At 67.7% G+C, this 14033-nt stretch carries 12 protein-coding genes and 2 pseudogenes; 9 read left to right on the top strand and 5 right to left on the bottom strand.

Annotated features, from left to right (window positions below; genetic code table 11):
- The first annotated feature begins 126 nt into the window (after positions 1-126).
- Together VJ162_RS10625 and VJ162_RS10620 are read left to right on the top strand one after the other, a co-directional pair.
- Entirely contained in the window at positions 127-378 is a 252-nt protein-coding gene (locus VJ162_RS10625) for a hypothetical protein (protein ID WP_324664145.1), read from the top strand.
- Entirely contained in the window at positions 375-830 is a 456-nt protein-coding gene (locus VJ162_RS10620) for a nucleic acid-binding protein (RefSeq protein WP_324664143.1), read from the top strand. Before VJ162_RS10625 ends, VJ162_RS10620 begins: the two co-directional genes overlap by 4 nt.
- A gap of 177 nt (positions 831-1007) precedes the next feature.
- Here the strand turns inward: VJ162_RS10620 and VJ162_RS10615 are convergent, their stop codons facing one another.
- Positions 1008-2873 (bottom strand): glycoside hydrolase family 15 protein, encoded by a 1866-nt coding sequence (locus VJ162_RS10615; RefSeq protein WP_324664141.1) that lies wholly within the window; start codon positions 2871-2873, stop codon positions 1008-1010.
- A 41-nt stretch (positions 2874-2914) separates the two neighbouring features.
- Here VJ162_RS10615 and VJ162_RS10610 point away from each other — a divergent pair.
- The 4 genes and pseudogenes from VJ162_RS10610 to VJ162_RS10595 all read left to right on the top strand — a co-directional run.
- A pseudogene (locus tag VJ162_RS10610) lies at positions 2915-3793 on the top strand (FAD-dependent oxidoreductase); the annotation flags it as partial.
- A gap of 47 nt (positions 3794-3840) precedes the next feature.
- Positions 3841-3921, top strand: a pseudogene (locus tag VJ162_RS10605) (hypothetical protein); the annotation flags it as partial.
- A gap of 36 nt (positions 3922-3957) precedes the next feature.
- A complete protein-coding gene (locus VJ162_RS10600) occupies positions 3958-4398 on the top strand; it encodes an NAD(P)/FAD-dependent oxidoreductase (RefSeq protein WP_324664140.1) in 441 nt (146 codons plus the stop codon).
- Positions 4399-4470: 72 nt separating this feature from the next.
- Positions 4471-5241 carry an NAD-dependent epimerase/dehydratase family protein gene (locus tag VJ162_RS10595; protein WP_324664139.1) on the top strand — a complete coding sequence of 257 codons (771 nt, stop codon included), beginning with the start codon at positions 4471-4473 and terminating at the stop codon, positions 5239-5241.
- Positions 5242-5262: 21 nt separating this feature from the next.
- Here VJ162_RS10595 and VJ162_RS10590 read toward each other — a convergent pair whose 3' ends face one another.
- Positions 5263-6219 (bottom strand): TIGR03557 family F420-dependent LLM class oxidoreductase, encoded by a 957-nt coding sequence (locus VJ162_RS10590; protein WP_324664138.1) that lies wholly within the window; start codon positions 6217-6219, stop codon positions 5263-5265.
- 311 nt (positions 6220-6530) lie between these two features.
- The gene (locus tag VJ162_RS10585) at positions 6531-7769 is read right to left on the bottom strand and encodes a hypothetical protein (protein ID WP_324664136.1); all 1239 of its coding nucleotides are present in this window, start codon (positions 7767-7769) and stop codon (positions 6531-6533) included.
- Positions 7770-8034: 265 nt separating this feature from the next.
- Between VJ162_RS10585 and VJ162_RS10580 the strand changes: the two genes are divergently transcribed.
- The 3 genes from VJ162_RS10580 (at position 8035) to VJ162_RS10570 (ending at position 9794) form a co-directional block, all read left to right on the top strand.
- Positions 8035-8586, top strand: coding sequence for a hypothetical protein (locus VJ162_RS10580; protein WP_324664134.1), 552 nt, complete (start codon positions 8035-8037; stop codon positions 8584-8586).
- A gap of 147 nt (positions 8587-8733) precedes the next feature.
- A complete protein-coding gene (locus VJ162_RS10575) occupies positions 8734-9465 on the top strand; it encodes a 5-formyltetrahydrofolate cyclo-ligase (RefSeq protein WP_324664132.1) in 732 nt (243 codons plus the stop codon).
- Positions 9466-9614: 149 nt separating this feature from the next.
- A complete protein-coding gene (locus VJ162_RS10570) occupies positions 9615-9794 on the top strand; it encodes a hypothetical protein (protein ID WP_324664130.1) in 180 nt (59 codons plus the stop codon).
- A 4-nt stretch (positions 9795-9798) separates the two neighbouring features.
- On the opposite strand, the gene VJ162_RS10565 is transcribed toward VJ162_RS10570, so the two are convergent.
- Positions 9799-11205 carry a dihydrolipoyl dehydrogenase family protein gene (locus VJ162_RS10565; RefSeq protein ID WP_324664128.1) on the bottom strand — a complete coding sequence of 469 codons (1407 nt, stop codon included), beginning with the start codon at positions 11203-11205 and terminating at the stop codon, positions 9799-9801.
- A 276-nt stretch (positions 11206-11481) separates the two neighbouring features.
- Positions 11482-13950 (bottom strand): efflux RND transporter permease subunit, encoded by a 2469-nt coding sequence (locus VJ162_RS10560; protein WP_324664126.1) that lies wholly within the window; start codon positions 13948-13950, stop codon positions 11482-11484.
- Positions 13951-14033 lie beyond the last annotated feature (83 nt).

Here is a 14033-nt window from a genome sequence, read left to right as displayed (position 1 = left end):
GCTATTTTTCGGGGCAGAAGACGTCTCTAAAGGTGTCTGGCCGTAGCCACAGTAGACATAGGCCCCGGTCAGCTCATCGTCAGGGGCAGACACGGATTTAAGAACGTTGCCGAACAATCACCCAGTATGGCCGCCGAAATTTCCGACCGAGTTCAAGAAATCGCGAAGGCGCGTGGCCTTCCCGAGTCTGAGGTTTTCGAGCGGGCACTTGAACGTGGTCTTGAAGACCTCTGGGAGGACCTCGTGCTCGCACAGTACCTCGACGGAGAACTCGAGAGAGATGAAGCCATCGAGCGCGTCGGTCGGACGAAAGTCGAACGAGCGGAGCGGGAGCGCGAGGTCGTCGAGGAGGACATCGGTTGGGGCGTGAACGCGTGACGCTTGGGGCCGTTTCGGATGCGGGACCGCTGATTCACCTCGCCGAAATCGATTCACTTGAACTACTGTCAGCGTTCGATACGCTCCTGATTCCGGAGGCAGTCTACGATGAAATCCAGAGGGGTGGCGTTCCGGATGAGATCTCTGACATCTCATACGAACTCGTTGAGGCGGACGAAGATAGAATTGAGTCCGGAGAACGCGCCGCGATTGCGGTTGCGAAAGAGTCGGGAACCGTTCTCTTGACTGACGACCTCGCCGCCCGAGAGGCGGCATCCGAGGGGGATATCGACGTGCACGGTTCTATCGGCGTCATCGCGCTCGGGCACGGCCGCGGATTGCTCGACAAAGATGAAGCGGCGTCGCGTATGCAGGCACTTCAGCGTGAAACTAGTCTCTTCGTGACCGAAGCAGTCGTGGAGCGTGGCATCCGGATGCTGGATGAAAAGTAACAGAACGAGCGGGCTCTATAGACACGCTAAGCATACCCACTATGGATCGATTGTGAGTGTGAGTGCCGAGGCTAGCTTTCTACGGCTAGAGCGCGCTCTGAGAGCTCACATAGGCCCTGCATACGACGCCGCTCGCAGTCGTCCGCGACTGTCGGTACGAACGTACAGCCGGCAGTATCAGCCGCCGTCGATACCGACTGGCTCCCCGAGACGGATGCCCATCGGCGGCGGGCCGGGGAGGGGGTCGCCCCGTGCCGCGCCGACGTAGAGCGCGCTGTTGACGAGGCCGATGTGGCTGAAGGCCTGCGGGTAGTTCCCGAGGTAGGTCCCGTCGGCGGGGTCGAGTTCCTCGGCGACGAGTCCGAGCGAGTTGACGTACTCGACCAGCGTCGCCAGCCGGTTGGCGGCTTCCCCGGCGCGGCCCGACAGGGCCAGCGCGTCGACGAGCCAGCACGCACAGAGGACGAACGCGCCCTCGTCGCCGGGGAGCCCGTCGTCGCCGTCGTAGCGCCTGACCAGCGCTTCGCCTTCCAGGAGCCGGGCCTCGACGGCGTCGATGGTCCCCCGGACGCGCTCGTCGTCGAAGGGGAGGAAACCGACCACGGGGATGAGCAGTCCGGTCGCGTCCAGCGTTTGCCCGTCGCCGTAGGTCTGGACGAAGGCGCCGAGGTCGTCGTCGTACCCCTCCGTCAGGACGGACTCGCGAATCACCGCCTGTGTCTCCCGCCACGTCTCGACTGGGGCGTCGTAACCGTGGGCGTTCGCGAGGGCGATACCGCGGTCGAGCGCGGTCCAGCAGAGCACCTTCGAGTAGACGAACTGTTTCGGGCCGTCCCGGACCTCCCAGATGCCGGCGTCGGGCTCGTCCCAGACCTCGGTGACGTAGTTGACGATGTTCCGGACGACGGTCCACGTCTCGTCCGAGAGACCGCGGTCGTGGCTGTGGAGCTCGTCCACCGCAAGCAGGAGCTCGCCGTAGATATCGAGCTGGCGCTGGTCGGCGGCGCCGTTCCCGACCCGGACCGGCCGCGAATCGCGGTAGCCCGAGAGGTGGTCGAGTTCGCGTTCGGGCAGTTCGGTCTCGCCGTGGAGGCCGTACAGCGGCTGGATCGACCCCGGGTCCGAAGCCGAGCAGAGGTCGACGAACCACGAGACGTAGTCCACTGCGGCCCCGACGTGGCCGAGGTTCGACAGCGCCTGGACGGTGAAGCCGGCGTCACGCAGCCAGTTGTACCGGTAGTCCCAGTTCCGAACGCCGCCGATGTCCTCGGGGAGGGAGGTCGTCGGCGCGGCGGCGATAGCCCCCGACTCGGCGTGTGTGAGCAGCTTCAACGTCAGCCCGGAGCGGACGACGTGGTCGTGCCAGGGGCCGCCGAAGACACACCCCTCCGAGGGGCAGTCGTGACACCAGTCGCGCCAGTAGTCGACCGTGTCCGAGAGCGCCGCTGCGGGATCGCCGGCAGCGTCCTCGGCGCCGGTACAGCGCAACAGCACCCACTCGGTCGTTCCCGGGTCGAGGGTCGCCGTTCCCGTGGCCAGGCCCGCGTCGCGGTCGAGTTCCAGGTCGAACGCCGATTCGAGCGTCATCCGCTCCGCCGGACCGGACGCGCGGAGTCCGCCCCCGGTCCGTTCGAAGGTCGCCTCGGCCCGGCCGTAGTCGAAGGCGGGGTCGAACACGAGTTCGACCTGGACCGGGTCCCCCTCGCAGTCGAGCCGTCGGTAGAGCACCCGACTCGGGTGGTCGACGGCGTCGGCCGGCGGCATGAAATCGGTCACGGTCAGGGTGCCGCCGCCGGTCTCGAACCGCGTTTCGAGGACGTTCGTCCCGTCACGGTAGCGCTGTGTACCCGTCCGCTCGTCGGTCGGACCGACGCGGAACCGCCCGCCCCGCTCGGCGTCGAGAATCGCGGCGAAGAGGCTCGGCGACTCGACGTGGGGAAACGGGAACCAGTCGACCGAGCCGTCGGTGCCGACGAGTGCGGCGGTCTCTACGTTCCCGACGAGCCCGTACGCCGATATCGGCTTGTAGTCGCCGTCACTCATCGGCCCGCCTCCCGCTGGGGCCACCGCAGTCGAAACATTGCATGATTGATGGGTCCTGCACGTGGCTACGTCCGGCAGCCGGAAAAGCGACCGCCGGCACAAGAGTCACCCCGCAGAAGGTACAACTAATTGATACGATGCCAGATTACGACATCACCGTGCTCGGCGGCGGGACCGGCAACCTGGTCGCCGCCGCGGCGGCCGACGCGGGGCTGGAGACGGCCCTCGTCGAGCGCGGGCGGCTGGGCGGCACCTGTCTGAACCGCGGCTGTAACCCCTCGAAGAAGCTCATCCGTCGTGCGGACATCGTCGAGGCGGTCCGCCACGCCGCCGAGCTCGGTATCGACGCCTCTGTCGACGGCGTCGCGTTCGCGGACATCGTGGACGACGTGACCGCGACCGTCACCGAGGAGGCCGAAGCGAAGGCCCGTCGGGCACGCGAGCGCGACGGGCCCACCGTATACCGGGCCGAGGGCCGCTTCGTCGGCCCCCGGACGGTGGCGGTCGACACTGAGGGTTCCGACGGCGACCGGTTCACGGCCGACCGAATCGTCCTCGCCGGCGGCTCCCGGCCGGTGGTTCCCGAGTCGATAGCGGGGACCGACGAGACGCCCTTTCTCACGAGCGACGAGGCGCTCCGTCTCGACAGCGTCCCCGACCGGCTGGTGGTGGTCGGCGGGGGCTACATCGCCGTCGAGTTGAGCCACTTCTTCGGCCAGATGGGGAGCGACGTGACTATCGTCGGCCACGGCGACGTGCTCCTCGACCGGGAGGACTCGGACATCGCTGAGCGCCTCACCGAGGCCTACCGTGAGAAACACGACCTGCAGCTGGGCTTCTCGGTGACGGCCATCGCGGACGACGGCGGCGAGCGCGTGGTCACGGCCGAGTCCGAGAGCGGGGAGCAAATCGAGCGCCGCGGCGACCGGCTCCTCGTGGCGACCGGACGCCAACCTAACAGCGACCTCTGGAACGTCTCGGCGGCCGGCACGAGACCGACGACAGGGGGTTCGTCGAGACCGACGACCGCCTCCGCACGTCGGTCGACGGCGTCTACGCCATCGGCGACATCGCGGGCAACTACATGTTCAAACATTCCGGCGACAAGGAGGCCGAGTACGCCGTCGAGAACGCCGTCCGCGGGAACGAGCGGCCCGTCGAATACCCGGGGATGGCCCACGCCGTCTTCGGGTCGCCACACGTCGCCGGTCTCGGCCAGACGGAGGGCGACGTGGACGGCGAGTACGCGGTCGGGACCTGCGCCTACGATGACACGGCCCTCGGGGCGGCCCTGCGCGACGAGGGCGGCTTCGCGAAGGCTATCGTCGGCACGGACGGCGAGGTACTTGGCTGTCACGTCGTCGGTCCGGATGCCGCGACGCTGATTCACGAGGTGAGCACGGCCGTCGCGGCCGGGGCCGACGCTCGGGGGATTGCGGAGACGATACACGTCCACCCCGCGCTCTCGGAGGTCGTTCAGGGCGCGTTCCGCGCCGCCGTCGACTACGGGCTCCCCGGTCTCTGAACGATGTTCGCCCGGGAATCCGACCGCACAGTCAGGCCGTGGGCCTACAAGTATAGATTATCTAACACTCTCATGGTCCGAATCGCACTCACCGGGGCGGCGGGCAACGTCGGCCGCGAGCTCGTCAACGCCTTCGGCGACGCCGACGTGACGCCGTTCACCCACTCCGAGACCGACGACATCGACGGCGAGTTGCTCGATGTGACCGATGCAGACGGCGTACTTACCAAACTCGACGGCTACGACGCCGTCGTCCACCTCGCGGGGGCGTCCTCGCCCGAGGCCGAGTGGGAGACGGTCTCGGAGACGAACGTCCAGGGGACGAAACACGTCCTCGACGCCGCCGTCGAGAACGGTATCGACCGCGTCGTCTTCGCCTCCTCGAACCACGCCGTCGGCGCCTACAACTCGACCGACCGCGACCCGGAGACGGCGACACTCGCCGACGCCCGCCCCGTCCGGGGCGACGCGCCCGCCGCGCCCGACTCCGTCTACGGCGTGAGCAAGGCCGCCTGCGAGGCCCTGACGAAGTACTACGCCGAGCGACACGGTCTCGAAGTCGTCAACCTCCGAATCGGCTGGTACATGAGCGAGGCTGACCTCCGTGAGGCGACCGGCGACGGCGTCGAGCCGGGCCGGGACCGCTTTGCGCGAGCGACGTGGCTGAGCCCGCGGGACTGTCGGGCCGTCCACCGGCGGGCGGTGACGGCCGACCTCCCCGAGACCCCCGTCACCGTCAACGCTGTCTCGCGCAACGACCGGCGGTACTTCACGCTCACTGAGACGATGCAGACGCTCGGCTACCAGCCCCGGGACAACGCCGAGGAAGTGCTCGACCGGTGACGCCGATGAGACGACAGCCGCTCACGAGAACGACGGCAGCACTTCCGCTTCGTACATCTCCGTCAGCGCCGCTTGGTCGTCCCCGATCTGCATGGCATAGACGTGGTCGTAGCCGGCGTCGACGGCCGTTTCGATGGCGTCGATGTGGGCCTGCGGGTCGGGGTTGGTGATGACGCTCCCCTCGGCGATGTCCTCCTTCGAGACCATCTCGGTCGCCTGCTCGAACAGCGCCGGCGTCGCCAGCTCGGCGCTCAGCTCGCCCGGTAGGGCGGAGTTGGGCCACTTCTCGTAGGCGGTCTCGACCGCTTCGTCCTCGGTCGCCGCCACACACGCCTGCAGCTGACAGAATCGGGGCCCCTCGCCGCCGTGGTCTTCCCAGACCCCGACGGCCTCCTGCGGGCCGACCGACCAGAACCCGTCGCCGATGTCGGCCGCCGTGCGGGCGGCCCGCTCGCCGTACGCGGAGACACAGATCGGCGGCGTCTCCTCGGGCAGCGTGTACAGCCGCGCGTTCTCGACGGTGTAGTGGTCCCCGTAGTGGCTGACCTCCTCGCCGCTCCAGAGCCTTCGTATCACGTCGACGGCCTCTTCGAGCATCTCCAGGCGGACGGCGTGTGCGGGCCAGCGGTCGCCCAGCACGTGTTCGTTCAGGTTCTCGCCGGTGCCGACGCCGGCGTAGAACTCGCGGTCGTCGAACATCGCGGCGGCGGTGGCGGCGGCCTGCGCGTAGATGGCCGGGTGAACGCGCTGTATCGGCGCTGAGACGCCGACGCCGACGTCGATGTCCTCGGTCGCGGTGGCGACTCCGCCCAGCGTCGACCAGACGAAGGGCGCGTGGCCCTGCTCGCGGACCCACGGGTGGTAGTGGTCAGAGATGGAGAGGAAGTCGAAGCCGGCCGACTCCCCTCGCCGGGCGTACTCGATCAGGTCGGCGGGGCTGTGCTCCTCGCTCGAAAGCGTGTATCCGATTGCTGTCATCGTCGGGGCGGTAGGCGGGATATAGCTCGTCGGCCGGCCGGCCACTGGTACCACTGCCGGCAGGTGAAAGGGCGCTTTGTGGCCGCAGCCGCTCCCTGGCTGCCCGTGACGGCGCCGACGTGTACGGTCCCGTGGACGACTGTCTCCCGGCGTTCGCCGAAGGGGTCAGCTGTCGCCCAGCGCTACACGGCGGTAACAGGTGTAGAACCGACGTAGCGGCATATCTGCGACCGGCCTGCAGATACAGCCCGACGGTCCATTGACTCGATGGTCGACCGGCGCGTGACCGCGAGCGAACGAGCCCGCGCCCGTCAGGGTCGGTCGAGGAACAGCGTCAGGTGGCTGACGATGGTCCGGCTCTCCAGGCCGCCCGCGAGCGCCCCCGACAGCACGCCGATGGTGCTGATGAACGCGCCGGTCCGGACGAGGTCGAGCAAGCCGACGCTTGGCTCTTCTAGGCTCGGCCAGTTCGACATCAGGTTGGGCGGGAAGACAACCAGCTCGATGACGAGCATCACGCCCCAGACGAGGACGAACAGCCCGGTCATCGCCAGCACGAGCACGAGGAAGACGGTGACGTTGACAAGCGCCGTGTGCTCGGTGACGACCCGGTGGCGCTTGCGGGGAAAGGAGAGGTTCTGGGCGAAAAAGACATACATGGCGGCGACGAGGACGCTGGCGGCCGCGAACAGCGCCGCGGTGAGGTTCCCCATGTGAAAGCCCACGTCCCAGGACTCGGCGCTGAAGACGATGACCAGCGTCGGCGCCACCGCCGCGGTCGACAGCTTCGGCAGCGACAGCGGGAGCAGCGGGGCGCGGCTGTTGGCCAGCGCCCGCAGGACCCGCCCGGGGTTCCGGACGGCGCTGGCCGCGTGGAAGGCGAGACGCGATACCGCGCCCCGGGGCCGGCTCTCGTCGGCAGGTATCTCGCCCGCGACCCGGCGGAGCGACGCCGCTACGTCGGCGTCCATCGGCGGGACCGTCCGCCTGTCGGGCCGGAACTCGAAGGCCGACATGACGCCGCCGTCAGCGTCGCCGTGGCGAGCGCTCAGGACGTGCCCGAGGAGATGGACCAGCAGCGTCGCCCCGTTCCAGCGGACGGCGGCGTCGTCGAGCGGGCGCGTCGGCTGGCCCCGTGGCGCCCGGCGGAGGTTCCGCGTCGAAAGCACCGTCACGCGGGCAAGCGGCGAGGCCAGCCCGGGGACGAACCGCTCGCGTCGGGAGACGAGCGGGGCGTCGGTTACCACCAGGACCATATCGTAGGGCCCCTCGGCCATCTCGTGGGTGGCCCGGTCGAGAAACTCCGAGGGACGGCGCCGGTCGGCGTCGGCCAGTCGCTGTGACGGTTCGAGGAAAAACCGCCAGGAGACGGCCGTCGCCGCGGCGAACCCCTCGACGGCGTCCGCGACGGCCTGTGAAGCGAACGACTCCAGGCGGTCCGGGTCGGCCCCCGGCCCGTGAGCGACGAACACGCCCACGTCGACTCGCAGATCCGTCGTCCCCTCACACTTGGCGGCCACCAGCGCGGGCTCCGCTTGGGACTCACTCATCACGAAAAAGTTAAACTCCACGACACTTCTGCGTTTGCCCCGCTGCCGGCCGCGAGAGGCGTGAGTCTGGTCGCCAAAGCCCCGGTGTAGGGACACAGGCGGTTCGCGTGTGAGTCGGGGTGGGTTGGGGTTGCCGGGACGGCCTTTGGGTCACGCGGCTGCAGATTAAATATTCCCCCTCCCACCGAAAGTATAATATTTTGACAATTGGTATATAGTACCAATGGCCAACTGGATTTACGCTGGGATTGGGGGAGTTTCCGCAGTGGCCGGCCTGTTCTTCCTGCTGAGCGGTGTCGGCCGGTTGCGCGCGTGGAAAACGCTTCGTGACACCTCGGCAGGCGCGGTGACGGGACCCGGCGCCGTCGAGGTCGAGGGCGTCGCAAAACCGCACCGGGAGACCATCGACCCGCCACGCGAGACGGCCGACTCGCTGGCCTACAGGTACGAAGTCGAGGAGCGCAGGAACCAGGACGACGACCAAATAGGGAACAAATGGAAGACCGTCGACGACGGCCGTGACTCGGTCCCGTTCGTGGCCGAAGACGGGGGCGACGAACTGCTCGTCGACTCCGAGGGCGCCGACTTTCTCTTCGGGGAGGACATCCACGCGCAACCTGATCGAGAACGGCGCTACAAGGTCGGCCGAGTCGACGTCGGCGAACAGGTGTACGTTGCCGGGGAAGCGGTCCCGGCGGCCGAGGCCGACGTGACCCCGGACGGCCAGCGGTACGTCGTCACGGACACCCGGTCGCCGCTGGCGAAAAAGCTCGGCGGGCTCACCGGTACGCCGTTCGTCATCTCCGATAGTGGCTAGGAGAGGGCCGAGGCCCGACTGATACGACGTGCGCTCCTGTATCTCATCGTCGGGGTGGGCCTGCTCGGTATGCTCGGAGTGGCATTGTTCGTAATCGGCTGAGACGGATTGGCCAACCAGTATGTAACCTCGACTCCACCACTCCTTATGGACAAGCAGGCGATTCGCGAGCGGGTGTGGGACCGGCTGGAAGCGGACGGCATCGCCCGGTTCCCCTTCCCGCCCCACGACCGAATCCCGAACTACAAGGGCGCCGCCGACGCCGCCCGGCGGGTGACCGAAACCGATGTCTGGGCGCGGGCCGAGACGGTCAAGGCCAATCCCGACTCGCCACAGCTCCCGCTGCGCCGGGCGGCGCTCCGGGCGGGCAAGACGGTGTACATGGCGGTCCCGCGGCTGCGTGACCGGCGCTGTTTCTACGAGCTGGACCCGGCCGAACTCGACGACATCGAGGCCGCGCCGGCCGTCTCGAACGTCGCCGACCATGCCAGACAGGTCGGGCCCGAGGCCGTCCCGGGTATCGACCTCGTCGTCTCGGGGTCGGTAGCGGTCACCGAAGACGGGGCCCGCATCGGTAAGGGCGAGGGGTACAGCGACCTGGAGTACGCCGTCCTGTGTGAGCTGGGGCTGGTTGAGGAGGCGACGCCGGTCCTGACGACGGTCCACGAACTGCAGGTAATCGATGGCCCCGAAAGCGCTGTCCCGGGCGCGAGCGTCCCAGTCGACGCCCACGACGTGCCGATGGACTACGTCGTGACGCCCGAGCGGACCGTCGAGACGGGGACCCCGTATCCGCGCCCCGGCGGTGTCGACTGGGCGGCGCTGGGCGACGACCGTCTGACTGCGATACCGGTACTGGCCGAGCGCGCCCCGGAGTGAGCGCGAGCCACTGACAGCGGCCGGCGTCCCCGCCGCTCCCGCGGTCACGTTCCGCCGTACTCGGCACCTGCGGCCGGTCCCGGCCACCGGGGGCGACGGGCGGCACGCGCTTCGGGATACTTATAGAAGTGTAGAATTTACAATATTATATGGCACACACGCCAGAGCGACCCAAGGAGTTCGTCTGTGAGAACTGCAACAACATCGTCGCGGGCGTCGTCGACGGCGAGCCGCCGGACCACACCTACCAACCGCCGCGGGACTGTCGGGCCTGTGGGAACTCCGAGTTCGTCGAGCTGGACCGCTACCCCTCGACGCCACAGCAGTAGCGGCTCACTCCGCCAGTTGCGTGACGCAGTCCTGCACCAGGCCGTCGAGGTTCTCCGGCAGCGTCGGGTGGTAGGCGCGGTCGGGGATCTCACGCACGTCGAGTCCCAGTTCGACGACGACCTGGAGCGTCTTCGCGAATGTATCGGCGTGGTAGTGGAGTCCCTGCCATCCCAGCACCGTGCCGTCGCCGGCGTCGACCACGAGCTTCGCGAGCCCCTCGGGGACGTCCTTGGACTTGAACACGCCGTCGTCGCCGGCCTGTCGCGTCGCCGTGACCACCTCCAGCCCGGCCGCCCGCGCGCTCGCCTCGCTGTGGCCGACGCGGGCGAAGGGGTAGACGCCCAGCCCCGAGAAGATGACGTGATGGTGGACGTTCTCGTAGGGCTGTGTCTCGGCGCCCGCTTCCTGGCGTCGGATGTTCTCGGCGGCGGTGACCCCTTGCTCCTTGGCGACGTGGAGGATGGGCTCTTTGCCGTTGACGTCGCCGACGGCGTAGACGTGGTCGGCGTCGACGGTCTGCATCGTCTCACGGACCCACTCGCCCTCTGTCGATATCCCGGTCCGCTCTAGCCCCAGTCCGTCGAGCGTTGGTCGCCGGCCGGTGAAACAGAACAGCTGGTCGGCCTCGTAGGAGGCCTCGCGCCCGTCGTCAAACTCCACGTACAGCCGAACGCCGCCATCGTCGGTCGGTTCCAGGCGTTGCTCGTGGCAGTTCGTCGGGATCTCGATGTCCCAGTTTTCCTCGTATATCTCGCGGGCGGCGTCCCCAAACTCCGGGTCGGCCTCGTCGATGGGTCGGGCGTCGTGTTCGACGACGGTGAGGTCCATCCCCCCGGCCTCCGCGAGATAGGGCACGAGTTCCATCCCGATGTAGCCAAACCCCAGCACGAGACCCGAGTCGGGCAGTTCCGTCGCGTCGAGCACGTCGGCGCTGGTCATGTAGTCGATGTCTTCGATACCGGGCGTGTCGGGGACGTTCACCGTCGAGCCGGTGGCGACGACGATGTAGTCCGCGTCGAAGGTCCGCCCGCCCGCGCGGACGGTGTGGTCGTCGACGAACTCGGCGGTCGCGTGGACGAACTCGACGCCCTCCCGGTCGGCCAGGTCGTGGATTCCCTCGCGGCGGTGTTTGGCCCACCCCAGCACGTTGTCGTCCTTTCGCTCGACCGTCGCTTCGAGGTCGACCGCCGGCGGGTCACCGACGAGGCGCTCGTCGTGGCGCGCCTGGAACCGGTGGGCGCCGGCCGACAGCACCTCTTTGGAGGGCATACACCCCTTGAGGATGCAGAGTCCGCCGCCGGGCTCCCCGTCGTCGATGAGCGTGAGGTCGATTCCGTCTAGGGGGGCGAGTTCGCCAGCGACGGCCGCGCCGGCGCTGCCGTAGGCGCCGATGATGACGACGTGGGTCATAGCTGGTCACTAGCCACCCGGTCTGATAAAGGCATCCGCGCCGTGTTCGTCCCGAACACGACCGCTCTCGTTGTACCCGGCGTGCAGTACACACCGACAGCACCGCTTTCGGACAGCCCGGCGCTCCGCGGTCGGCCCGAAGCCGCGTTCGCTCGGCCGAACAGCTATAGTAGCCATTGAAAATCAATGCACACCCGACCGCACGACAGCAGTGCGGTCGGTGTGTAAATCGTTTCAATTGTTACTATAGTCGTCGCCCGGAGATGGGTTCCGGCGTCACCTGAGGCTCCCGAAGCCGGGCCAGACGTTGGTCGCGCGGTGCCAGACCACCAGCGTCGACGGGAGGACCAGCAGGGAGGTAAAGAAGGCGTAGACGATAGACAGCGCCGTCAGGATGCCGAACTGGCCGATGGCGGGGAAGACGGCGAGCGCGAGGACGCCGATGCCAAAGACAGTGGTGAGCATACTGCCAAAGAGCGCGCCGCCGGTGCCCCGAACCGTGCGGTCCAGCGCGGTCACGAGGTCGTACTCGTGGTACTCGTCGGCAAAGCGGTGGACGACGTGGACGGAGTAGTCAACCCCCAGCCCGATAGTCAGGGCCAGCATCGTCCCCGTGATGGCGTTGAGCGGGATGCCCAGATACCGCATCGTCCCGGCGAGCAGGGCGACGGTGACGACGACGGGGACGATGTTCACGATGCCGAGCGAGGCCCGCCCCTCGATGACCCAGTAGATGAAAAGCAGGAAGACGGCGGTACCCGAGAGCGCGATGGTCAGCGAGACGATGGCCGACTCGAAGATGACGTCCGAGACAGCCTGGAAGACGACGGTACTGCCCGTCGCCGTCGCCTCGAAGCGGAACCGGTCGGCGACGTCCTGCGCGTCGCTGGTCACCTCGCCGTCGCTTGCGTCGGCCTCGACCTCGTAGGTGATGCGGGCACTCCGGTAGTCCTCGGTGATGTAGTTGAGCGCGGCGTCGCGCGAGGACGACGACAGCAGGTAGTCGTATATCTCTTCGAGGTTGTCGTCGGGGACGCCGTTGTCGTTCCGGTCGTTGCGGGAAACGAGTGCCCGGAACTGCGGGTCCTGCTCGGTGCGGTCCTGGATGACGGTGACGATCGAACTCGACTCGGCCCGGCTGTCCTCGCGGACGAACGACTCCGGGGGGTCATCGCCGGCCCGATATATCTGTTCCAAGGCGTCGTCCTGTCGCATCGGCCCCTCGACGTACACCGTTACCCCGCCGCCCTGTGTCGTGGTGAACCGCTCGTCTAAGAAGTTCGTCGTCTCGGTGACGGTGTACTCGCTGGGGGCGAAGGGCTCGGGCAGCGACTCGATCCAGTCGGGGTTGTCCTCGGGCGGGAGGAAGTCGTCCTGGGAGAACGACGTCGAGATGCCGGTCGCGTACACCCCGGCCCCGGCCGTCACGACGAGTATCACCAGCAGGAAGGCGACGGGGGTGCGCTCGGCGATGGCGACGCCGCCCCGCAACACGTCGCCGAGCCGGGACCCCTCCGAGCCGAGCGGGCGCTGGCTGAACGTGGGGATCGGGTACGCCTCGCGCAGTCGGTCGAGTTCCACTTTCGCGGCGGGGAGAAAGACCCCGAAGATGAGGAACGTGAAGACGATGCCGACGGCGGCGACGTAGCCGAAGTCGCGGATGGGCGGGAGATCACTGGAGAGGTTCGCGAGGAAGCCGATGACTGTCGTCCCGGTGACGATACCGAAGGCCACCAGCAGCTGGTCGGTCGTGATGCGCATCGACTGCTCGATGCCGGTCCCGCCCTCCCGCTCCTCGCGGTAGCGGTTGACCGCGTGGATGCCGAAGTCGATGCCGACCGCAAGCAGGAGCGGTGGCACCGCGATGAGCATCTGTGAGAACGGGATGCCGGCAAGGCCCATGAAGCCGAAGGTCCAGACGATGGCCATGAACAGGGCGCCAAGTCCCAGCGCCATGTCGGCCAGGTCGCGGTAGGCGATAGCGAGGAAAAAGAGGATAAACAGTATCGCGGCGGGGACCGTCAGAATCAGCGAGTCGGCGACGACGTTGGAGAACTCGTCCGCGAGGATGCCCGACCCGAACACCGTTATCGACCCGCCGCCCGCCGCCTCGACGGTGAACTGTGACTGGCGCTGGATGTCGGTCAGGGGGCTGGTCCCGCCCTGGCCCGACCCCGAGGAGAGCCCGGCCGGCAGCTCGTGAGTGACGACGCCGATGGTGGCCGACGCCGACGCCGACTCCCGGTTGAAGTCGTTGCTGAGCAGCGACGTGAACCGCGGGTTGTCGGCGGCCCGCCCAACGGCGGCGTCTATCTCGCTGTCAGTGGCCCGTTCGATGGTCCGAATCTGTGCCTCCGTGGTCGTCGCCGACGGGTCCAGCTGGCGGGCGACGATAGCGGCCGCGCTCGATGTCGAGGTCACCCTGAGGTCCTCGTGTTTCTCCAGGGACTCCTGTGCCCGGAGCATCCGCAACATCGCGGGCTTGCCCAGCACGTTCGACTCCTCCTGTATCAGCTGGGTGCGCCCGGTATCCGCCGAGAAGGCGGGCGAGAACTCGGTGTTGACCTGTTCGAAGGCCTCCTCGGCCGGCAGCCCGGTCGTGAACTGCTGGGTCCCGGCGTTCGTCGAGATGTTGCCGAGCCCGGCGCTAAAGACGAGTGTCACGACCAGAAAAGTCAGGACTACCTTGCGGGAGTCCTCGACGATGCGGTCGTCGGCCCAGTCGATGTATCGTTGGTAGTTCATATCGTTGGTTCCGTTCCGGCTGTGTCGTCGGGTCGTTCGTTACGTCTCGGGTAGGGGGCGGACGTGGATAAACGCCGTCTCCC

The organism is Haloarcula sediminis, from assembly GCF_035656455.1.
Classification (GTDB): domain Archaea; phylum Halobacteriota; class Halobacteria; order Halobacteriales; family Haloarculaceae; genus Haloarcula; species Haloarcula sediminis.
This window is presented reverse-complemented; position numbering and strand designations above follow the sequence as displayed.

Coding starts and splice junctions, on each gene's coding strand:
- VJ162_RS10585 (WP_324664136.1), bottom strand. CDS start 7,769: ATGAGTGAGTCCCAAGCGGAGCCCGCGCTGGTGGCCGCCAAGTGTGAG.
- VJ162_RS10625 (WP_324664145.1), top strand. CDS start 127: ATGGCCGCCGAAATTTCCGACCGAGTTCAAGAAATCGCGAAGGCGCGT.
- VJ162_RS10560 (WP_324664126.1), bottom strand. CDS start 13,950: ATGAACTACCAACGATACATCGACTGGGCCGACGACCGCATCGTCGAG.
- VJ162_RS10590 (WP_324664138.1), bottom strand. CDS start 6,219: ATGACAGCAATCGGATACACGCTTTCGAGCGAGGAGCACAGCCCCGCC.
- VJ162_RS10565 (WP_324664128.1), bottom strand. CDS start 11,205: ATGACCCACGTCGTCATCATCGGCGCCTACGGCAGCGCCGGCGCGGCC.
- VJ162_RS10570 (WP_324664130.1), top strand. CDS start 9,615: ATGGCACACACGCCAGAGCGACCCAAGGAGTTCGTCTGTGAGAACTGC.
- VJ162_RS10600 (WP_324664140.1), top strand. CDS start 3,958: ATGTTCAAACATTCCGGCGACAAGGAGGCCGAGTACGCCGTCGAGAAC.
- VJ162_RS10615 (WP_324664141.1), bottom strand. CDS start 2,873: ATGAGTGACGGCGACTACAAGCCGATATCGGCGTACGGGCTCGTCGGG.
- VJ162_RS10575 (WP_324664132.1), top strand. CDS start 8,734: ATGGACAAGCAGGCGATTCGCGAGCGGGTGTGGGACCGGCTGGAAGCG.
- VJ162_RS10595 (WP_324664139.1), top strand. CDS start 4,471: ATGGTCCGAATCGCACTCACCGGGGCGGCGGGCAACGTCGGCCGCGAG.